General features: G+C 54.2%; 20 protein-coding genes. 15 read left to right on the forward strand and 5 right to left on the reverse strand.

Annotated features, from left to right (window positions below; genetic code table 11):
• Positions 1-19 precede the first annotated feature (19 nt).
• Together yfcE and yfcD are read left to right on the forward strand one after the other, a co-directional pair.
• Entirely contained in the window at positions 20-571 is a 552-nt protein-coding gene (gene yfcE, locus ACMYSN_RS22365; RefSeq protein WP_123755527.1) for a phosphodiesterase, read from the forward strand.
• Positions 572-628: 57 nt separating this feature from the next.
• Positions 629-1,192 (forward strand): NUDIX hydrolase YfcD, encoded by a 564-nt coding sequence (gene yfcD / locus ACMYSN_RS22370; RefSeq protein ID WP_123755246.1) that lies wholly within the window; start codon positions 629-631, stop codon positions 1,190-1,192.
• Between the two features lie 4 nt (positions 1,193-1,196).
• Here the strand turns inward: yfcD and ACMYSN_RS22375 are convergent, their stop codons facing one another.
• The gene (locus tag ACMYSN_RS22375) at positions 1,197-2,216 is read right to left on the reverse strand and encodes a LacI family DNA-binding transcriptional regulator (protein WP_174507799.1); all 1,020 of its coding nucleotides are present in this window, start codon (positions 2,214-2,216) and stop codon (positions 1,197-1,199) included.
• Between the two features lie 236 nt (positions 2,217-2,452).
• Between ACMYSN_RS22375 and ACMYSN_RS22380 the strand changes: the two genes are divergently transcribed.
• The 5 genes from ACMYSN_RS22380 (at position 2,453) to ACMYSN_RS22400 (ending at position 6,481) form a co-directional block, all read left to right on the forward strand.
• Positions 2,453-2,896, forward strand: coding sequence for a PTS sugar transporter subunit IIA (locus ACMYSN_RS22380; protein ID WP_462496211.1), 444 nt, complete (start codon positions 2,453-2,455; stop codon positions 2,894-2,896).
• An 80-nt stretch (positions 2,897-2,976) separates the two neighbouring features.
• A complete protein-coding gene (locus ACMYSN_RS22385) occupies positions 2,977-3,249 on the forward strand; it encodes a PTS sugar transporter subunit IIB (protein WP_041146575.1) in 273 nt (90 codons plus the stop codon).
• 67 nt (positions 3,250-3,316) lie between these two features.
• Positions 3,317-4,708, forward strand: a complete 1,392-nt coding sequence (locus ACMYSN_RS22390) for a PTS ascorbate transporter subunit IIC (protein WP_462496212.1) — start codon at positions 3,317-3,319, stop codon at positions 4,706-4,708.
• Complete coding sequence (locus ACMYSN_RS22395) at positions 4,705-5,535, forward strand: transketolase (RefSeq protein ID WP_123755242.1); 831 nt, start codon at positions 4,705-4,707, stop codon at positions 5,533-5,535. The genes ACMYSN_RS22390 and ACMYSN_RS22395 overlap by 4 nt, the downstream gene beginning before the upstream one ends.
• Positions 5,528-6,481 carry a transketolase family protein gene (locus ACMYSN_RS22400; RefSeq protein ID WP_123755241.1) on the forward strand — a complete coding sequence of 318 codons (954 nt, stop codon included), beginning with the start codon at positions 5,528-5,530 and terminating at the stop codon, positions 6,479-6,481. Before ACMYSN_RS22395 ends, ACMYSN_RS22400 begins: the two co-directional genes overlap by 8 nt.
• A 47-nt stretch (positions 6,482-6,528) precedes the next feature.
• Here the strand turns inward: ACMYSN_RS22400 and pta are convergent, their stop codons facing one another.
• On the reverse strand, positions 6,529-8,673 hold the full coding sequence (pta, locus tag ACMYSN_RS22405; RefSeq protein ID WP_462496213.1) for a phosphate acetyltransferase: 2,145 nt from the start codon (positions 8,671-8,673) through the stop codon (positions 6,529-6,531).
• Positions 8,674-8,873: 200 nt separating this feature from the next.
• On the reverse strand, positions 8,874-10,076 hold the full coding sequence (gene ackA, locus ACMYSN_RS22410) for an acetate kinase (protein WP_123755239.1): 1,203 nt from the start codon (positions 10,074-10,076) through the stop codon (positions 8,874-8,876).
• Between the two features lie 335 nt (positions 10,077-10,411).
• Between ackA and yfbV the strand changes: the two genes are divergently transcribed.
• The 4 genes from yfbV (at position 10,412) to ACMYSN_RS22430 (ending at position 14,028) form a co-directional block, all read left to right on the forward strand.
• Positions 10,412-10,867, forward strand: a complete 456-nt coding sequence (gene yfbV, locus ACMYSN_RS22415) for a terminus macrodomain insulation protein YfbV (protein ID WP_123755238.1) — start codon at positions 10,412-10,414, stop codon at positions 10,865-10,867.
• An 86-nt stretch (positions 10,868-10,953) separates the two neighbouring features.
• Positions 10,954-11,448: a YfbU family protein gene (locus ACMYSN_RS22420; RefSeq protein WP_123755237.1), complete on the forward strand. Its 495-nt coding sequence runs from the start codon at positions 10,954-10,956 to the stop codon at positions 11,446-11,448.
• A gap of 11 nt (positions 11,449-11,459) precedes the next feature.
• Positions 11,460-12,119: a sugar phosphatase gene (locus ACMYSN_RS22425; protein WP_123755525.1), complete on the forward strand. Its 660-nt coding sequence runs from the start codon at positions 11,460-11,462 to the stop codon at positions 12,117-12,119.
• 76 nt (positions 12,120-12,195) lie between these two features.
• A complete protein-coding gene (locus ACMYSN_RS22430; RefSeq protein ID WP_462496214.1) occupies positions 12,196-14,028 on the forward strand; it encodes an SLC13 family permease in 1,833 nt (610 codons plus the stop codon).
• 49 nt (positions 14,029-14,077) lie between these two features.
• Here ACMYSN_RS22430 and yfbR read toward each other — a convergent pair whose 3' ends face one another.
• Both yfbR and alaA read right to left on the reverse strand, forming a co-directional pair.
• Entirely contained in the window at positions 14,078-14,677 is a 600-nt protein-coding gene (gene yfbR, locus ACMYSN_RS22435) for a 5'-deoxynucleotidase (RefSeq protein ID WP_123755235.1), read from the reverse strand.
• A gap of 86 nt (positions 14,678-14,763) precedes the next feature.
• Positions 14,764-15,981 (reverse strand): alanine transaminase AlaA, encoded by a 1,218-nt coding sequence (alaA, locus tag ACMYSN_RS22440; protein WP_123755234.1) that lies wholly within the window; start codon positions 15,979-15,981, stop codon positions 14,764-14,766.
• Between the two features lie 883 nt (positions 15,982-16,864).
• Here alaA and ACMYSN_RS22445 point away from each other — a divergent pair.
• The 4 genes from ACMYSN_RS22445 (at position 16,865) to nuoC (ending at position 21,475) form a co-directional block, all read left to right on the forward strand.
• Entirely contained in the window at positions 16,865-17,791 is a 927-nt protein-coding gene (locus ACMYSN_RS22445; RefSeq protein ID WP_462496215.1) for a LysR family transcriptional regulator, read from the forward strand.
• Between the two features lie 649 nt (positions 17,792-18,440).
• A complete protein-coding gene (nuoA, locus tag ACMYSN_RS22450) occupies positions 18,441-18,887 on the forward strand; it encodes an NADH-quinone oxidoreductase subunit A (RefSeq protein ID WP_462496216.1) in 447 nt (148 codons plus the stop codon).
• A gap of 15 nt (positions 18,888-18,902) precedes the next feature.
• A complete protein-coding gene (gene nuoB, locus ACMYSN_RS22455) occupies positions 18,903-19,577 on the forward strand; it encodes an NADH-quinone oxidoreductase subunit NuoB (protein WP_002913178.1) in 675 nt (224 codons plus the stop codon).
• Between the two features lie 89 nt (positions 19,578-19,666).
• Positions 19,667-21,475, forward strand: coding sequence for an NADH-quinone oxidoreductase subunit C/D (nuoC, locus tag ACMYSN_RS22460; protein ID WP_123755231.1), 1,809 nt, complete (start codon positions 19,667-19,669; stop codon positions 21,473-21,475).
• Positions 21,476-21,477 lie beyond the last annotated feature (2 nt).

Consider the following 21,477-nt stretch of genomic DNA (forward strand, 5'->3'; position numbering starts at 1 on the left):
ATGCGTGGAGATGGAAGAAATGAAGCTGATGTTTGCATCGGATATTCATGGTTCCCTGCCCGCTACCGAACGCGTTCTGGAACTGTTCGCGCAAAGTGGGGCGCAGTGGCTGATTATTCTTGGCGATGTGCTCAATCATGGGCCGCGTAATGCGCTCCCCGCAGGCTATGCGCCTGCGGAGGTCGCCACAAAGCTCAATAGCGTGGCTTCGCGGGTGATTGCCGTGCGTGGTAACTGCGACAGCGAAGTCGATCAGATGCTGCTGGAGTTCCCGATAACCGCGCCGTGGCAGCAGGTGTTGGGCGAACGCAACCGGCTATTTCTGACCCACGGACATCTGTATAGCCCCGAAAAAATGCCCCCTCTCGCCGCTGGCGATGTCCTGGTTTATGGTCATACTCATATTCCGGTAGCCGAGAAGCGCGGCGATGTTTTTCTCTTCAATCCCGGCTCGGTCAGCATCCCCAAAGGGGGATTCTCCGCCAGCTACGGTCTCCTCGATGGGGATAAACTGCAGGTTTTAGCACTCGATGATCATCAGGTTATTGCAGAGGTTGCAATTAACCCGTAATTTACCCCCAACCGTAAAGACGCGCCGCGAGAGCGCTTTCATAAGTAAGGTTTCCTGATGGCGGAACAGAACGATTTGGCAAGCACAGAATGGGTAGATATTGTTAATGAAAACAATGAGGTGATAGCGCAATCCAGCCGCGAGCAAATGCGCGCGCAGTGCCTGCGTCATCGTGCGACCTATATTGTGGTTCATGACGGAATGGGCAAAATTCTGGTGCAGCGCCGCACCGAGACCAAAGATTTCCAGCCGGGGATGCTGGATGCCACCGCCGGTGGTGTGGTTCAGGCCGATGAGCAGTTGCTGGAGTCAGCCCGCCGCGAAGCGGAAGAGGAGCTGGGCATCGCCGGTGTACCTTTTGCCGATCACGGTCAGTTCTATTACGAAGATAAGCACTGCCGCGTCTGGGGAAGTCTTTTCAGCTGCGTGTCGCACGGCCCGTTTGCCCTGCAGGAAGAGGAAGTCAGCGAAGTGTGCTGGTTGACGCCTGAAGAGATCACCGCCCGCTGCGACGAGTTCACCCCGGATTCGTTGAAAGCGCTGGCGCTGTGGATGACCCGCAACGCCAGCAATGAATCAGCAAAATCAGAGAAATCAGAAAAACCGGAAGAGGCCGAGTAGCGGCCTAACAGCTATCCCGCAGGCATAAACTGGAGACGATAGGCTTTCTACCGCTCCAGTTGCCTTCATTGAGGCGCTCCAGCAGCGCGCGTCCTGCTTCAATGCCTATCTTGTGATGCGGTACGGCCATCGTGGTGAGCGGCGGCTGGCACACCCGGCTGACATCGCTGTCGCCAAAACCGACAACCGCTAAATCGTCAGGGACTTTGATACGTCGCCGCTGGCATTCGTACAGCGCGCCGCACGCCAGTTCATCCGAAACGCAGACCAGCGCATCCAGTTCCGGCCACGCCAGCAAAAATTCCGGTAGCTGAGAGGCCCCGGTGGAAAAGCTCGGGGGAAGCGCCGCGTTAATCACCCGGTTTGGCGACATATGGTGGCGCAGCATTGCTTTGTACCAGCCCTGCAGGTGTTGCTGAAAAATCCACTGTTCCTGATTGGCGCACAGCAGGCCGATATTCTGATAGCCGCGCAGGATCAGCATCTCTGTTAACTCGAACATCGCGGCCGCGTTATCGATGCCGATATTCATATCGATCGGATCGGCGCGCATCGCCCCCATCTCCATGACCGGTATCGAGGCGTTGTTCAGCCACTGGCGTACGGTATCGCTATGTTCAACGCTCAGGAGAATGGCAGCCGCAATGTTAGAGGCCAGCAAGGTTTCCAGCAGCTTCTCTTCCTGCTCAACGCGATGCTGCGATTCCGCAAGCATGATTTGATAACCCGCGGGCTGCAGCATCTGCTGGAGCCCGGCAAACATCGCGGAACATCCCGCTTCGGCAAGATTCGGTACCACCATGGCGATGGTTTTCGATGAAGCGGAAGCCAGGGCGCTGGCGGCCAGATTGGGCATATATCCCAGTTCCTGTACTGCGGCTTCGATTTTTTCACGAAGCTTATCAGAAACCTGCTCCGGCGTGCGTAGCGCTCGCGAGACGGTCATCGTGCCCACGCCAGCAAGTTGAGCAACATCGGCGATCGTCACTTTACCGGTACTACGCCGTTTTCGGGTTAGAGACATACACATTCCTGCTGAACAGTCGCTTTTTATTGATATCTATCGTTTTAGGTCTCAGGAAGTATACGCCTTAAATCCATACTTTTGCTGCGTTTTCATCTGATGATAACGAATTGATAGCGCTATCACAAATTTGAATGTTATCTGTTGGTAGCGCTATCTTTGTGATCTTTGTCGCAGCTAACCGTTGAGCGCTTGAATAAAGTTTGCCCATCTTTTGCGAAAAGACGGGAGATAAAATGCTCAGCACTTGGCTCTTTGATTCCACCATTACGCTCCAGCCACGCGTAGATGAGTGGCAGCAGGCGCTTGACGTTTGCGCCAGACCGCTACTCAACGCGGGCGTGATCGTACCCGAGTACGTCACCGCGATTATGGAACAGCACGACAAGCTGGGGCCGTATTACGTGCTGGCGCCCGGACTGGCGATGCCGCATGCGCGACCGGAGGAGGGAGCAAGAGGATTAGGTTTATCGCTGTTGAAGCTGGAACAGGGGGTGTCGTTTGGTTCAGACGAATTCGATCCGGTCGATATTATTATTATGCTGGCGGCCCCCGATAAGCATAGCCATATCGAGATGATCTCAGCGTTGGCTGAATTATTTTCCAGCGACCACGATATGCAACAATTACATCAAGCGAAGACTCTGGAGGAGATTAAAACCATCATCGCGCGCTTCTGACTTCATTTTATAATCCGACTAATAACACATTACGCACCGGCGTGATGCGGACGTACTCTACCCAAAAAAAGGTGCTAACAATGAAAATTATGGCAATTTGCGGTTCTGGCCTGGGCAGTAGTTTTATGGTTGAGATGAATATTAAAAAAGTGCTTAAAAAACTCGAAATAGAGGCCGAGGTGGAGCACTCCGATCTCTCATCGGCAACGCCGGGTGCGGCAGATCTATTTGTGATGGCCAAAGACATCGCCGCCAGCGCCAGCGTACCGGAAAGCCAGCTGGTGGTGATAACCAACATCATCGACATCAATGAACTCGAAGCGCAGCTGCGCGCGTGGTTCGCCAAACAATAACTATTTTTACCCTCGTTCATTTGAGTTGCTGCAATTTGCCGAATGACGGGTATATAGCGAGGCGGATATGTTTATTCTTGAAACGCTGAATTTCGTGGTTGATATTTTGAAAGTGCCCTCGGTGCTGGTGGGGTTAATTGCCCTGATTGGCCTGGTGGCACAAAAGAAATCATTCTCTGATGTCGTAAAAGGAACCATTAAAACAATACTAGGGTTTATTGTTTTGGGCGGCGGGGCGACGGTATTAGTCGGTTCGCTCAATCCACTGGGCGGCATGTTTGAGCATGCTTTTAATATCCAGGGGATTATTCCAAATAATGAAGCGATAGTTTCTATCGCGCTTGAAAAATACGGCGCCTCGACCGCGCTGATCATGGCTTTTGGCATGGTCGCCAATATTGTCGTCGCCCGCTTTACGCGCCTGAAGTATATCTTCCTGACCGGGCATCATACCTTCTATATGGCCTGTATGATCGGGGTGATCCTTACCGTGGCGGGCTTCGAAGGTGTCGGTCTGGTGTTTACCGGCTCGTTGATCCTCGGGCTGGTGATGGCGTTTTTCCCGGCGCTGGCGCAGCGCTATATGAAGCGTATTACCGGCACTGACGACATTGCCTTCGGCCACTTCGGCACCCTGGGCTATGTGCTGTCCGGCTGGATCGGTAGCGTCTGCGGCAAAGGCTCCCGCTCAACCGAAGAGATGAACCTGCCGAAGAATTTAAGCTTCCTGCGCGACAGCTCAATCTCTATCTCTCTGACCATGATGATTATCTACCTGATCATGGCCGTGAGTGCAGGGCGCGAGTATGTCGAAAGCACCTTCAGCGGCGGCCAGAACTACCTGGTTTACGCCATCATCATGGCGATTACCTTCGCCGCCGGGGTGTTTATCATCCTGCAAGGGGTGCGCCTGATCCTCGCGGAAATCGTGCCGGCGTTTACCGGCTTCTCGGAAAAACTGGTGCCGAACGCCCGTCCTGCGCTGGACTGCCCAGTAGTTTACCCGTATGCGCCCAATGCGGTGCTGATCGGCTTTCTGTTTAGCTTCCTCGGTGGCCTGGTAGGGCTGTTCCTCTGCGGACAGTTCAAGTGGGTGCTGATTCTGCCTGGCGTCGTACCGCACTTCTTTACCGGCGCTACCGCCGGCGTGTTTGGTAACGCCACCGGCGGACGGCGCGGAGCGATGATCGGCGCGTTCGCGAACGGCCTGCTGATCACCTTCCTGCCGGTACTGCTGCTGCCGGTACTGGGGGCTATCGGTTTTGCCAATACCACCTTCTCTGATGCCGATTTCGGCGCGGTCGGCATCGTGCTGGGCAACCTGGCGCGCTATCTGTCGCCGTTTGCCATTACCGGTCTGGTTGTGGCGTTGTTCGCCCTGCTGGTGGTGTACAACGTTTTTGCCAAAAAGAAATCTGTGGGCGGCGGCGCGCAGGAAAACAGTGGAGCTAAATCATGAATGTGAAAGAAGTGACCAGACTGGCGCGCGAAATCCGTGTCGCCACCCTTAAATCGCTGACCGATCTTGGATTTGGCCACTATGGTGGCAGCATGTCGGTGGTGGAAACGCTGGCGGTGCTGTATGGCGCGGTGATGAAAATCGACCCCGCCGATCCGGACTGGCCGGAGCGAGACTATTTTGTGCTGTCGAAAGGCCATGCCGGCCCGGCACTGTACAGTACATTAGCAATCAAAGGTTATTTCCCGACGGAAGAGCTCAGCACACTTAACCAGAACGGCACGCGACTGCCCAGCCATCCGGACCGTCTGAAAACGCGCGGCGTGGATGCCACCACAGGTTCGCTGGGGCAGGGGATCTCTATCGCCGGCGGCATGGCGTTGTCCCATAAGCTGGCGGGGCGGCCGAATCGCGTATTTTGCATCGTCGGCGACGGGGAGCTGAACGAGGGACAGTGCTGGGAAGCGTTCCAGTTTATTGCCCATCACCGTCTGAATAACCTGACCGTGTTCGTTGACTGGAACAAGCTACAGCTGGACGGCAAGCTTGACGACATTATTTGCGCTTTCAATCTGGAAGATAAATTCCGCGCCTTTGGTTTTGATGTTGTGACCGTCAAAGGCGATGACATCCCCGGACTGCTGGCGGCGGTACAGCCGGTTCCTCCGGCCGATGCGCCGCCTCGGGTGGTGATCCTCGACAGCGTCAAGGGCCAGGGGGTGCCGTATCTCGAGCAACTGGGTAATAACCATCATTTGCGCCTGACGGCTGAGATGACTGAGACGCTAAACGAGACCATTCGCCAGCTGGAGGCCGAACATGATTAAGGTAGCACCTGCAGGACAAAAAGATGCCGTAGAGATGCGCAAAGTCTACGCCGGATTCGTCGCGCAGCAGATTGACGCCGGTAGCCCGATTATCGCCCTGGAAGCGGATCTGATGAGTTCCATGGCGATGGACGGCGTCGCGCGGGAACACCCGCAGCACGTCATCAACTGCGGCATTATGGAGGCCAACGTGATCGGCACCGCCGCCGGGCTGTCGTTGACCGGACGCAAACCGTTTGTTCATACCTTCACCGCCTTTGCCAGCCGTCGCTGCTTTGACCAGCTGTTTATGTCGCTGGATTATCAGCGGAATAACGTCAAGGTGATCGCCTCCGACGCTGGCGTCACGGCCTGCCACAACGGCGGCACCCATATGTCGTTTGAAGATATGGGGATCGTTCGCGGCCTGGCGCACTCGGTGGTGCTGGAGGTGACCGATGCGGTGATGTTCGACGATGTGCTGCATCAGCTGATGAAGCTTGAAGGGTTTTACTGGGTACGCACCATCCGCAAGCAGGCGCCGAGCGTGTATGCGCCAGGCTCAACGTTTACGATCGGCAAGGGTAATGTGCTGCGCGAAGGTGAAGATATTACCCTGATTGCCAACGGCATTATGGTAGCCGAAGCGCTGGAGGCGGCCAGGCAGCTTGAGCAGGAAGGGGTCAGCGCGGCGGTGATTGATATGTTTACCCTGAAGCCTATCGACCGCATGCTGGTGAAAAATTATGCCGAGAAAACCGGGCGCATTGTCACCTGTGAAAATCACAGTATTCACAACGGGCTGGGTTCCGCGGTGGCCGAGGTGCTGGTGGAAACCTGTCCGGTGCCGATGCGTCGCGTGGGGGTGAAGGAGCGGTACGGTCAGGTGGGGACGCAGGATTTCCTGCAAAAGGAGTATGGCCTGACGGCACATGACATTGTGTCGGCGGCGCGCGAGCTGCTGTAAATAAAAAGGCGACCCTGAGGTCGCCTTTTTTCATGCCGGAGGCATGATTACGCTTGCTGCTGAGACGACTGAATCGCGGTCAGTGCGATGGTGTAGACGATATCGTCAACCAGCGCGCCACGGGACAGGTCGTTCACCGGCTTACGCATACCCTGCAGCATTGGCCCGATGGAGATCAGGTCAGCAGAACGCTGTACGGCTTTGTAAGTGGTGTTACCGGTGTTCAGATCCGGGAAGATGAACACGGTCGCACGACCTGCAACCGGAGAGTTCGGTGCTTTGGATTTCGCGACGTCAGCCATGACAGCCGCATCATACTGCAGCGGGCCGTCGATCATCAGGTCAGGACGTTTTTCCTGCGCCAGACGCGTTGCTTCACGTACTTTCTCTACATCGCTACCGGCACCAGAATTACCGGTGGAGTAGGAGAGCATCGCTACGCGCGGCTCAATGCCGAATGCAATCGCAGAATCTGCGGACTGGATAGCGATCTCAGCCAGCTGCTCAGCGGTAGGATCCGGGTTGATGGCGCAGTCGCCATATACGTAAACCTGCTCAGGCAGCAGCATGAAGAACACGGAAGAAACCAGCGAGCTGCCTGGTGCCGTTTTGATCAGCTGCAGCGGCGGTCGGATGGTGTTGGCAGTGGTGTGTACCGCGCCAGAAACCAGGCCATCGACTTCGTCTTGTTCCAGCATCAGGGTGCCGAGAACCACGTTGTCTTCCAGTTGCTCACGAGCAACCGCTTCGGTCATGCCTTTGCTCTTACGCAGTTCGACCAGGCGAGCGACGTAGCTTTCGCGAACCACTTCCGGATCGACGATTTCGATACCCGCGCCCAGCTCAACACCCTGCGCAACCGCAACGCGGTTGATCTCGTCCGGGTTACCCAGCAGGACACAGGTTGCGATGCCGCGCTCTGCACAGATGGCAGCAGCTTTAACAGTACGCGGTTCATCACCTTCCGGCAGAACAACGCGTTTGCCGGCTTTACGCGCCAGCTCGGTCAGCTGGTAACGGAAGGCTGGCGGAGACAGACGACGGCTGCGCTCAGAGGTGGCGGTCAGGGATTCGATCCAGTCAGCGTTGATGTAGCTTGCAACGTATTCCTGAACTTTCTCAATGCGCTCATGATCGTCAACCGGTACTTCGAGGTTGAAGCTCTGCAGGCTCAGGGAGGTCTGCCAGGTGTTGGTGTTCACCATGAATACCGGCAGGCCGGTGGCGAAAGCACGTTCACACAGTTTGCTCACGCGAGCGTCCATTTCGTAAGCGCCGGTCAGCAGCAGTGCGCCGATTTCAACGCCGTTCATCGCTGCCAGGCAAGCGGCAACCAGTACGTCAGGACGGTCAGCAGAAGTCACCAGCAGGGAGCCGGCACGGAAGTGCTCCAGCATGTGCGGGATGCTGCGTGCGCAGAACGTCACGGATTTCACGCGACGGGTGTTGATGTCACCTTCGTTAACTATGGTGGCATTCAGGTGGCGAGCCATATCGATCGCACGGGTGGCGATCAGATCGAAGCTCCACGGCACCGCGCCGAGGATCGGCAGCGCGCTGCCAGTCTGCAGCTGTGCCGGATCGATCTTCACAACTTTCGCTTTGGAAGAGTCATCGAAGATTTCTGACAGGTCAGGACGTGTACGGCCCTGTTCGTCAACCGGCGCATTCAGCTTGTTGACGATAACACCGGTAATGTTGGTGTTTTTCGCGCCGCCAAAGCTGTTACGCGTCAGTTCGATACGCTCGTTCAGCTGTTCCTGAGTGTCCGTACCCTGAGACATCACGAAGACGATTTCCGCGTTCAGCGTTTTCGCGATTTCGAAGTTCAGAGACTGGGCAAACTGGTGTTTACGGGTCGGGACCAGGCCTTCAACCAGCACCACTTCAGCATCCTGAGTGGCAGCGTGGTAGTTAGCGATAATCTCTTCCATCAGCACGTCTTTCTGGTTGCTGGAAAGCAGAGACTCGACGTGGCTCATCTTCAGCGGCTCAGCAGCCGGAAGGCTGGAGTTGGCGCGAACGATGGCAGTGGTCTGGTCTGGTGCATCGCCGCCAGAGCGTGGCTGGGCGATAGGTTTGAAGACGCTCAGGCGAACGCCTTTACGTTCCATTGCACGGATAACACCGAGGCTGACGCTGGTCAGGCCAACGCTGGTTCCGGTAGGGATCAGCATGATGATACGGGACACGATATATCCTCTTTCGTTACCGCCAGAATCAGGCGGGATAGAAAACTACACCACCAGCTCCCCGTCATACTTCAAGCTGCATATGTGTTGGCTTTGCTCGTTCACCCCAGTCACGTACTACTCGTACGCTCCTGGGGATTCTTTGCGCCGCCGCCTTACTGCAACTCGAATTGCTTAGGGTTATAGCTGGCGGTGTGGAATCAGGCGGTCAGACGGTTGGCGTCTTGCGCGATGACCAGCTCTTCGTTGGTCGGAATGACGACAGCAGGGCGGGTGCCTTCTTTGTTGATGAAGCCAGACTTGCCGAAACGAGCGGCCAGGTTGCGTTCATGATCAACTTCGAAGCCCAGTACGCCCAGTTTGCCCAGAGACAGTTCGCGAACCATCGCGGCGTTTTCACCGATACCACCGGTGAAGACAACAGCGTCCAGACGACCGTCCATCAGTGCAGTGTAGGAACCGATGTATTTGGCCAGACGATGGCAGTAAACGTCCATGGCACGTTTAGCGTCGGCTTTTTCCTGGTAGTTATCTTCAACATAACGGCAGTCGCTGGTGACTTCGGTCAGGCCCAGCAGGCCAGACTCTTTGGTCAGCATTTTGTTGATCGCGTCTACGCTCATGCCCAGGGTGTCGTGCAGATGGAAAATGATAGCCGGGTCGATATCGCCAGAGCGGGTACCCATCACCAGACCTTCCAGCGGGGTCAGACCCATAGAAGTATCTACGCATTTACCGTTACGGATGGCAGAAACAGAACCACCGTTGCCCAGATGGCAGGTGATGATGTTCAGTTCTTCAACCGGCTTGTTCAGGACTTTTGCTGCTTCCTGAGTCACGTAGAAGTGGCTGGTGCCGTGTGCGCCGTAACGACGTACGCCGTGCTCTTTATACAGGCTGTACGGCAGGGCATAGAGGTAAGATTCTTCCGGCATGGTCTGATGGAACGCGGTGTCGAACACGGCAACGTTCTTGTCTTTCAGATTCGGGAAGGATTTCAGTGCTTCTGCAATACCGATCAGGTGCGCCGGGTTGTGCAGAGGTGCGAAAGAGGCAGCGTCTTTGATGCCCTGAATAACGGTTTCATCGATAACGACGGAGCTGGTGTATTTTTCACCGCCGTGGACGATACGGTGACCGATCGCAGTCAGCTGAGCAGACAGTTCTGGTTTTTGTGCCAGAATAGTGTTAACGATGAAGTTCAGCGCTTCACTGTGAGCGGCGCCAGCGCCTAATTCAGCTTCTTGTTTGCTGCCATCCATTTTCCATTTGATACGGGCTTCTGGAAGGTGGAAACATTCAGCTAAACCGGAAAGATATTCGTCACCGTTTAAGGCATCAATGATAGCGAATTTCAGTGAGGAGCTACCGCAGTTCAGAACCAGTACTAACTTACTCGACATGGAAGTACCTTTTATGATACGTGGCTAAAAAAACGTCAGTGTGTCACAAAGCGTAGCGCAGGATGACAACGACATTTATGATTAACATCATGCCTTATTCTGTTTTCGGCAAGATGGGAGCAGTACATTTGATTTTATGTCATTTTGCATAATTTTCAGCCAATGGCAGAATATGCGATAATTTGACTAACCTGGTAAAAGGGTCTAACCGCCCCTCAGGTGCGCACAGGATACCTGATTGCCGCATCCTTTGCCAAAATCTTTTGAACGTTGTCATGCACAGTTGGTGTTTTACGTAATTTTTTTAAGTTTTATATGTAAAGTTGAGGTAAGCCATGTCCAGTCCCGAGAATCGCCCTGTGAGTTTTTTTGGCTTGTTCCGCCATGGGCAGCACTATGCAAAGACCTGGCCCCTGGATAAACGCCTTGCCCCGGTGTTTATTGAAAACCGTATTATTCGCGCCACCCGCTACGCGATTCGCATTATGCCGCCGGTCGCGGTCTTCACGCTGTGCTGGCAAATTGCGCTCGGTGGTCAACTGGGTCCGGCCGTGGCCACCGCGCTGTTTGCCCTGAGCCTGCCGATGCAGGGATTATGGTGGCTGGGAAAACGCTCGGTTACGCCGCTTCCGCCGACGGTGCTGAACTGGTTTTATGAAGTACGCGGTAAATTGCAGGAGGCGGGGCAGGCGCTGGCGCCGGTCGACGGCAAGCCCGATTATCAGGCTTTAGCTGACACGCTTAAGCGCGCATTCAAACAATTAGATAAAACTTTCCTTGATGATTTGTAATTCCATCATGAAAACGCATATAAAAGAAGGCGCATGATTAATGCGCCTTCTTTTTTCACGCCGTAAAGTGCCACAGGAGTCAAAACATGGAAATGACCAATGCGCAGCGTCTGATTTTATCTAATCAGTACAAGATGATGACGATGCTCGACCCGGATAACGCCGAACGTTACCGCCGTCTACAGACTATCATTGAGCGTGGATACGGATTACAAATGCGCGAACTGGACCGCGAGTTTGGCCAACTGACGGAAGAAACCTGCCGGACCATCATTGATATCATGGAGATGTATCATGCGCTGCATGTCTCCTGGACGAACCTGAAGGACGCCAGTGAAATTGATGAACGCCGGGTCACTTTCCTGGGGTTTGATGTGGCAACCGAAGCGCGTTTCCTCGGCTATGTCCGCTTTATCGTTAACGTTGAAGGGCGCTACAGCCACTTCGACGCCGGAACCCACGGGTTCAACTCGCAAACGCCGATGTGGGATAAGTACCAGCGGATGCTCAACACCTGGCACGCCTGCCCGCGTCAGTATCATTTAAGCAGCAACGAGATTAATCAAATTATTAATGCCTGATGGAGGTTTCCGTGCAGTGTAAAGGTTTCCTGTTTGATCTTGACGGGACGTTAGTGAATTCGTTACCGGTGGTCGAACGCTCGTGGTGTAAATGGGCGGATCGTTTTGACATCCCGCACGATGAGGTCCTGAACTTCATTCATGGCAAGCAGGCGATAACCTCTTTACGCCATTTCTTACCCGGACGTAGCGATGAGGAGTTACAGGCGGAGTTCCTGTGGCTTGAAGCACTGGAAGCGTCGGATATCGATGGCATCACGGCACTGCCGGGGGCGGTTGCGCTGTTGACGACGCTCGATGAGGCCGGGATCCCGTGGGCGATTGTGACCTCAGGATCGGTGCCGGTTGCCCATGCTCGCCATCGCGCGGGCGGTCTGCCGGAGGCCAAAATCTTCGTCACCGCGGAACGGGTAAAACACGGTAAACCCGCTCCCGATGCCTATTTACTCGGGGCTGAACTGTTAGGCCTGGCGCCGCAGGATTGCGTGGTGGTGGAAGACGCCCCCGCCGGCCTGCTTTCCGGGCTGGCTGCCGGTTGCCGGACTGTCGCGGTGAATGTGCCTGCCGGTTCGCCGCGTCTGGACGAAGCCGATTTTGTCCTGACCTCCCTTGAAAGTCTGGTGGTTGAGCGTCAGCAGGACGGTCAGGTGAATCTCAGTCTTAAACGCTAATCTCATGATGTAGCCCCGCACCGGTGGGGCTTTTTTATGCCAGACTTTCCCCTCTATCATCTGACAAGGATAAGTTGTGAACGGTGAATTGATTTGGGTGTTATCGCTTCTTGCCGTAGCAATCGTGCTCTTTGCCAGCGGAAAAGTGCGCATGGATGCTATCGCGTTGTTAGTGATTATCGCGTTTGTCCTCAGCGATACGCTCACGCTCAGCGAGGCTTTTTCGGGTTTCAGCGATCCTAACGTTATCCTCATCGCGGCGTTATTTATTATCGGCGATGGCCTGGTGCGTACCGGGGTAGCGACCAAAATGGGGTCATGGCTGGTGAAGGTTGCCGGCAACAGTGAAACCAAAATGCTGGTCTTCTTAATGCTGACAGTGGCCGGCCTGGGGGCGTTTATGAGCTCCACCGGCGTGGTCGCTATCTTTATTCCGGTGGTGCTGAGCGTTTCCATGCGCATGAATACGTCGCCATCACGTCTGATGATGCCGCTCAGTTTCGCCGGCCTTATCAGCGGAATGATGACCCTGGTCGCCACACCGCCGAACCTGGTGGTAAACAGCGAGTTGTTACGTGAAGGGCTGCAGGGATTCAGCTTTTTCAGCGTCACGCCGATTGGTCTGGTGGTGCTGGTGTTGGGCGTCATTTACATGCTGGCGGTTCGGTTTATGCTGCGGGGCGAAGAAGGGGAAACGACCCGCGACGGGCGCCCGAGGAGTACTTTTCGCGACTTAATTAAAGAGTACCGTTTGACCGGCAGGGCCCGGCGTCTGGCTATTCGTCCGGGTTCACCGATGATCGGCCAGCGCCTGGATGACCTTAAGCTGCGCGAACGGTACTGCGCCAACGTCATTGGCGTGGAGCGCTGGCGGCGCTTTCGCCGGGTGATCGTCAATGTTAACGGGGTTTCTGAGTTTCGCGCCCGCGACGTGTTGCTGATCGACATGTCAGCGTCGGACGTCGATTTGCGCCAGTTCTGCGGCGAGCAGATGCTTGAGCCGATGGTGCTGCGCGGGGAGTATTTCTCCGACCAGGCGCTGGATGTTGGTATGGCCGAAGTTTCGCTGATCCCCGACTCGGAGCTGATTGGCAAAACGGTGCGTGAAATCAGCTTTCGCACCCGTTTTGGCCTCAATATCGTCGGGCTGAAGCGCGATGGCAAAGCCCTCGATGGGGCGGTGGTTGATGAGCCTTTGCAGCTGGGCGACATTATGCTGGTGGTGGGAAACTGGCGCCAGATTGGCCTGCTGGCGAAACGCGGTCGCGACTTTGTGGTATTGAATATGCCGGTTGAAGTGAACGACGCGTCACCGGCGCATAGCCAGGCTCCGCACGCGATTTTCTGCCTGGTATTGATGGTCGCGCTGATGCTGACCGACGAAATTCCCAACCCGATTGCGGCGATCATTGCCTGTTTATTGATGGGCAAATTCCGCTGCATTAACGCCGAGAGCGCGTACAAAGCGATTCACTGGCCCAGCATTATTCTGATTGTCGGGATGATGCCGTTTGCGCTGGCGTTGCAGAAAACCGGCGGCGTGGATCTGGTGGTGAAAGGTCTGATGGATGTTGCCGGTAGCAAAGGGCCTTATCTGATGCTCGGCTGCCTGTTTGTGATGTGCGCGACGATTGGCCTGTTTATCTCTAACACCGCCACGGCGGTACTGATGGCGCCCATTGCGCTGGCAGCGGCCAGGTCGATGGAGGTATCACCGTATCCGTTTGCCATGGTGGTGGCGATGGCGGCGTCAGCGGCGTTTATGACGCCGGTGTCGTCACCGGTGAACACGCTGGTGCTTGGGCCGGGTAAGTACTCATTCAGCGATTTCGTGAAAATCGGCGTGCCGTTCACGGTGCTGGTGATGGCAGTGTGCGTGTTGCTGATACCGGTGCTGTTCCCGTTCTGATCCCTTGGTGAGCGTTCCCCGGTCCGGCATTGGCCGACCGGGGAGACCGTCACAGCGGTGAATCCTGGCTGATTTCATCCAGCGACAGCTGGAAGCTCGGGACAAACACCTGCATAAAGTAGTCCATCTCCTGGCTTCGGCGTGACTCAAGCGTTTTTTCAAGCCGGCCCTTCGCCAGTAAAAATTCATTGTTACCGGCTGAAAGCTCCTCCAGACATTTCAGGTAAGCACAGAGGGCGTCGGCCTGTTTGACGATGGATTTCTCATCTTCGCTGTAGTGATGTTCATCAATCAACGGCTCAAAAATATCGCGCAGTTCGTCAGGGACCATATCGATCAGCTTTTGCTGGGCGATCTTCTCGATGGCTTTATATTCCTGGGCAATCTGCGAGTTGAAATATTTCACCGGGGTCGGGAGATCGCCGGTTAACACTTCCGATGCATCATGGTACATCGCGAGCAGCGCGATTCGCTCGGCGTTGACCTGACCGCCAAACTTGCGGTTTTTTATTGCCGCCAGCGCGTGTGCCACCATCGCCACCTGCAGACTGTGCTCGGAGACGTTTTCGGTGCGTACATTACGCATCAGTGGCCAGCGGTTGATTAGCTTCAGGCGGGAGAGGTGGGCAAAGAAATGACTCTGACTCATAGGAACCCTTAATCAGTGACAACATCGGGTGCTATTGTGCGCAGGGATTGCCGCCGGATGCAAATACCGGCGGCGGGGACAGAGTATTAGAGCTGATGATAGCCGGAGAGGAAGCGGCCAAAGCGTGAGATCGCCATTTCCAGATCGTCTTCGCGCGGGAGAGTAACGATACGCACGTGATCCGGCCACGGCCAGTTGAAGGCGGTGCCCTGAACCAGCAGAACTTTCTCCTGCAGCAGGAAGTCGAGCACCATTTTCTGGTCATCGTGGATATTAAAGCGTTTGGCGTCTATTTTCGGGAACATGTACAGCGCGCCTTTCGGTTTGACGCAGGAGACGCCAGGGATCTCGTTGATCAACTCCCAGGCGCGGTTGCGCTGCTCAAACAGACGGCCGCCAGGCACGATAAATTCGCTGATGCTCTGGTAGCCGCCGAGGGCGGTTTGAATGGCATGCTGTGCCGGCACGTTGGCACACAGACGCATGGATGCCAGCATCTCCAGCCCTTCAATATAGCCTTTGGCGTGTTTCTTCGGCCCGTTCAGAACCATCCAGCCCTGGCGGAAACCGGCCACGCGATAGGTTTTAGACAGGCCATTAAAGGTCACGGTCAGCAGGTCAGGGGCGAGCGCGGCGATCGAATGGTGCTGCGCTTCGTCATACAGAATTTTGTCGTAGATTTCATCCGCGAAAATGATCAGGTTGTGTTCGCGGGCGAGCTCGACGATCTCCATCAGCAGCTCTTTTGAGTAGACTGCGCCGGTCGGGTTATTCGGGTTGATAATCACGATGCCGCGCGTGCGCGGGGTGATTTTGGCACGAATATCGTCAAGATCCGGGAACCAGTCGGCGGATTCATCGCACAGATAGTGTACCGCTTTACCGCTGGAGAGCGAAACCGCAGCGGTCCACAGCGGATAATCCGGGGCCGGAACCAGCATTTCGTCGCCGCTGTTCAGCAGCGCCTGCATGGCCTGGACAATCAGCTCCGAGACGCCGTTGCCAATGTAAATATCTTCGACCGTCACATCGCGCATACCGCGGGCTTGATAGTGCTGCATGATGGCTTTGCGCGCAGAGTACAGGCCTTTTGAATCACAGTAGCCCTGGGCGGTCGGGAGGTTGCGAATAACGTCAACAAGGATCTCGTCAGGGGCGTCAAAGCCGAACGGAGCCGGGTTGCCGATGTTCAGTTTCAGGACTTTATTGCCTTCTTCTTCAAGGCGTTTTGCCTCTTTCAGAACCGGGCCGCGGATGTCGTAACAGACGTTATCTAACTTGCTGGATTTTTCGATAGGGGACATGAACCTTTGACCTTTTAGCTGTTATCGCCACTCCCTGCCGTGGAAGTCAGCACGGAACAATGTACTCTTCATCCCCGATGTTTTGAAGGGTTAGCAGGAGAAGATTTTGCCGTTATGATTTTTTTGGAGTAATCAATTTACCTGCCTGGTGGCGATGTTTTTTATAGAATATGCCTTTGGATGGTAAAATTGTGGTCAAATATTGCGTGGGTGTGCCGTTGTCTTGAACGTTTGTATGGTTTGATTGGGCGACAAAGCGTCGTATTGGTCATTTTTTTCCCAGCAGGCAACGGGGCAGGCGAAATGGTGTATAACTGTTTAAGTATGCTGACTGTAGCGCTAATGTTAAAATTATTTAATGAGAATATTTAACAAACTAAAAAACTTTTATTTTTTACGCAAGTCAGGCTTCTGTTTTTGTTAATTTAATTAAAGAGCTGAAAAAAATTTAAAATTGGCTTTAATAATAATGATTAGATCTTATCAATAATTCAGTTTTCGGTTAGGATACGTTCGTTAATATCGAACAAGGACCTGATATTTTCTCAGGTTGTTATTAATGTATTGTTATTGCAGGTTTTTGTTTGTCTTTACGCTCGCTGCCAGAGGCGGTGATTTGTGCTCTGAGCCAATTACTGCGCTTGATGATGTTTTTTTTGAATAACGTCACAGATATCTGTTCAGGCCAATAAAGCGTAGAGGTACGAATAATTTATTACTCAGAGATTTCGCGCACTTGTCGCGAACGAGTACTTTCAAATGCAATAACGTTCTTCCAGTTGCCATTCATTTTTTGGCTGGCACAAGGCTCAAGGAATAGCCGGAAACCTGGAGCACAGCATCAACGAGGCAGGTTAGCATTCGCAACCTGTGAGTGAAAAATATGATAAATGCAAATCGTCCGATACTGAATCTTGATCTTGATCTGTTGAGAACATTCGTTGCCGTTGCCGATCTCAGTACCTTTGCCGCTGCGGCGGCCGCAGTATGCCGTACCCAGTCTGCCGTCAGCCAACAGATGCAGCGTCTGGAGCAGCTGGTTGGCAAAGAGCTCTTTGCCCGTCACGGGCGCAATAAATTGCTGACCGAGCAGGGTATTCAGCTGCTGGGCTACGCACGAAAAATTCTGCGCTTCAATGATGAAGCCTGTATATCGCTGATGTTCAGCGGTCTGCAGGGAGTCTTAACCATCGGGGCTTCTGATGAAACGGCAGATACGATTTTGCCGTTCTTATTAAGCCGGATCGGTGGGTTTTACCCCAAGCTGACGCTGGAAATCAAAGTTCTGAATCACCCGGATGTGGTCGGGATGCTGGCGAGCGGCGAGATTGATCTGGCGTTGACGACCCACCAGAGTGACAACGTCGATACGCTGATGCTGCGCACGTCGCCTACGCTATGGTACTGCGCGGCGGATTATGTGCTGCCTCACGAGGCTTCAGTTCCGCTGGTTCTGCTCGAAGAGCCGGGTCCGTTCCGTACCGATATCATTGCCGCGCTGAATGCTGCCGGCACGCCATGGCATCTGGCGCACTCGGCGACGACGCTGACCGGCGTGAGAGCGGCGGTTAAAGCCGGACTGGGCGTTACGGCACGGCCTGTTGAAATGATGAGCCCGGAATTACGTGTGGTCGGTAAAAACGAAGGACTCCCGGGATTACCAGACACGCAGTATGTGCTGAGCTGTCATCCGCAGCAGGCGAGCGAATCGGCGCAGGCCATCTTCCAGTCGCTGAGCCAGGATTATAATCCCTGGTCATCTGAGGCTGTGTTTACCCCTGAAGGGGGAGACAGTACCTTCGTTTCCTGAACGGAATAAGTCGCTCAGATCACAAAAAGCTGGTAACAAATTGTAAGTGTGAAAAAAGCGCCACTAAGGTTTAAATTCACCGCGGTGGCTCTTTTTTTCCTTATTTTACAATCATTTTCAGCGCTTTTTTACTTTATTGTTTTATTTATCAGTCAGTTACGTTTAATGGTGTACTAACTTCGCTACTTTTCCCTGCACTTTCAATACTTCATGCTAATGTTAAAAAACCGACAGGTTTGTTGCTGTTTTATGGATTTAATTAACAAAACCGTGTCGCAGATCAAGAAAATACCCCTCCTTAGGGGGAGGAATCGAGGCTGAATCCTGTCAAAATAGATGGGTATTTTGATTTACAACAGAAACGGACACGATTCAACAACACTAAATCCGGTTTGTATGCAAGGTTATTTCGCATAAAAGGGCATTTAATGTTAATGAAAAAAAGCTAATGTAAATTAATGTTGTTAAAACTTTTGTTGAAGTTGACAAAAGGTTAAAGAAAGGGGTAAAAAGCCACCGCATACAGCCTTCTACGCTAAGTAGGGACGCTTTTTTGCAAGGTTATTTTTTTATTCCTCCCGTGAAACGCTGTGGCGTTCATCTGCCAGTAAGAGCAGAGGGTTAAGCGCTACACTTTTTTGGTTAAGCAATGCGTATGTCAACATCCACTGAAGTCATCGCTCATCATTGGGCATTCGCTATATTTCTCATCATTGCCATCGGCCTGTGCTGCCTGATGCTGATCGGGGGCTGGTACCTCGGCGGTCGCGCGCGCGCGCGGAGCAAGAACACGCCGTTTGAATCGGGGATCGACTCCGTTGGTTCGGCTCGCTTACGTCTTTCTGCGAAGTTTTATCTGGTTGCCATGTTCTTCGTTATCTTCGACGTGGAAGCCCTGTATCTCTACGCATGGTCGACATCTATTCGCGAGAGCGGGTGGGTCGGCTTTGTGGAAGCCGCAATTTTCATTTTAGTGCTACTGGCAGGTCTGGTTTACCTCGTTCGTATCGGCGCACTGGACTGGACGCCTACGCGTTCCCGTCGCACGCTGGTTAACTCAGAAACAGACAGTCCCACTAACCGTCATATGCAGTAAAAGCGAGGCAATAAGATGGATTATACGCTCACCCGCATAGATCCTAACGGTGAGAACGACCGTTACCCCCTGCAGAAACAGGAGATCGTCACCGACCCCCTGGAGCAAGAAGTCAACAAAAGCGTGTATATGGGCAAGCTCGAACACGCGCTACACGACATGGTGAACTGGGGCCGTAAGAACTCAATCTGGCCTTACAACTTTGGCCTGTCATGTTGCTACGTTGAAATGGTGACGTCATTCACTGCGGTGCATGACGTTGCGCGTTTTGGCGCCGAGGTACTGCGTGCTTCCCCGCGTCAGGCTGACCTGATGGTCGTTGCCGGTACCTGCTTCACCAAAATGGCGCCGGTTATTCAGCGTCTTTACGATCAGATGCTGGAGCCGAAGTGGGTTATCTCCATGGGCGCATGTGCTAACTCTGGCGGGATGTACGATATTTATTCTGTCGTCCAGGGCGTGGACAAGTTTATCCCGGTTGATGTTTACATCCCGGGCTGTCCGCCGCGTCCGGAAGCTTATATGCAGGCGCTGATGCTGCTGCAGGAGTCCATTGGTAAAGAACGTCGTCCGCTCTCGTGGGTGGTTGGCGATCAGGGCGTGTATCGCGCCAACATGCAGTCGGAACGCGAGCGTAAACGTGGTGAACGCATTGCAGTGACCAATCTGCGGACGCCGGACGAGATTTAACTTGCGCCTGCGGGCGGTGGAACAATACTTCGCAAATCAATCTACAACAGCGCGAAGTCCCGCCCGGCAGTCACCACGGACCTTTTGCAATGGTGAACAATATGACCGATTTACATGCGCATGATGCCGCACCCGCCTGGCAAACCCGCGATCACCTCGATGACCCGGTGATCGGCGAACTGCGCAATCGTTTTGGGCCGGATGCCTTTACCGTTCAGCCAACCCGCACCGGCGTTCCGGTGGTCTGGGTTAAGCGCGAACAGCTGCTGGAGGTGGGCGATTTCCTGAAGAAACTGCCGAAGCCTTACGTCATGCTGTTTGACTTACATGGCATGGACGAGCGTCTGCGCACCCACCGTGACGGCTTACCCGCCGCGGACTTTTCTGTTTTTTATCACCTGATCTCCATTGAACGTAATCGCGACATCATGCTCAAGGTAGCATTGTCCGAAAACGATCTGCGAGTTCCGACCTTTACCAAACTGTTCCCGAACGCCAACTGGTATGAGCGTGAGACCTGGGAAATGTTTGGCATTGATATCGAAGGCCACCCACACCTGACGCGCATCATGATGCCGCCGACCTGGGAAGGGCATCCGCTGCGTAAAGACTACCCGGCGCGCGCCACCGAATTCGACCCGTTTGAGCTGACCAAGGCCAAGCAGGATCTGGAAATGGAAGCGCTGACCTTCAAACCGGAAGAGTGGGGCATGAAGCGCGGGACCGAAAACGAGGACTTTATGTTCCTTAACCTCGGCCCGAACCACCCGTCCGCGCACGGTGCGTTCCGTATCGTTCTGCAGCTTGATGGTGAAGAGATCGTCGACTGTGTGCCGGACATCGGCTACCACCACCGTGGTGCTGAAAAGATGGGCGAACGCCAGTCCTGGCACAGCTACATTCCGTATACCGACCGTATCGAATACCTCGGCGGCTGCGTCAATGAGATGCCTTACGTACTGGCGGTAGAGAAGCTGGCCGGGATCACCGTGCCGGATCGCGTGAACGTCATTCGCGTCATGCTCTCCGAACTGTTCCGTATCAACAGTCACCTGCTGTACATCTCGACCTTTATTCAGGACGTCGGTGCGATGACCCCGGTGTTCTTCGCCTTTACCGACCGTCAGAAGATCTACGATCTGGTGGAAGCGATTACCGGCTTCCGTATGCACCCGGCGTGGTTCCGTATCGGTGGTGTGGCGCACGATCTGCCGCGTGGCTGGGATCGCCTGCTGCGTGAATTCCTTGAGTGGATGCCAAAACGTCTGGACTCTTACGAGAAAGCCGCGCTGCGCAACAGCATTCTGATCGGCCGTTCGAAAGGGGTTGCCGCCTATAACGCCAAAGAAGCGCTGGAGTGGGGTACCACCGGTGCGGGCCTGCGTGCGACCGGGATTGCCTTCGACGTGCGTAAATGGCGTCCATATTCTGGCTATGAAAACTTTGACTTTGAAGTCCCGACCGGTGGCGGTATTTCCGACTGCTATACCCGCGTGATGCTGAAAGTTGAAGAGCTGCGCCAGAGCCTGCGTATTCTTCAGCAGTGTCTCGACAACATGCCGGAAGGCCCGTTCAAAGCGGATCATCCGCTGACGACGCCGCCGCCGAAAGAGCGCACGCTGCAGCATATCGAAACCCTGATCACGCACTTCCTGCAGGTTTCCTGGGGCCCGGTAATGCCGGCCAACGAATCCTTCCAGATGATTGAAGCGACGAAGGGTATTAACAGTTACTACCTGACCAGCGACGGCAGCACCATGAGCTATCGTACCCGTATCCGTACGCCGAGCTATGCGCACCTGCAGCAGATCCCGGCGGCTATTCGCGGCAGCCTGGTATCCGACCTGATCGTCTATCTGGGTAGTATCGATTTTGTTATGTCAGACGTGGACCGCTAATT

Source organism: Klebsiella sp. R445, from assembly GCF_051131755.1.
GTDB classification, from domain to species: Bacteria; Pseudomonadota; Gammaproteobacteria; order Enterobacterales; family Enterobacteriaceae; genus Klebsiella; species Klebsiella lignicola.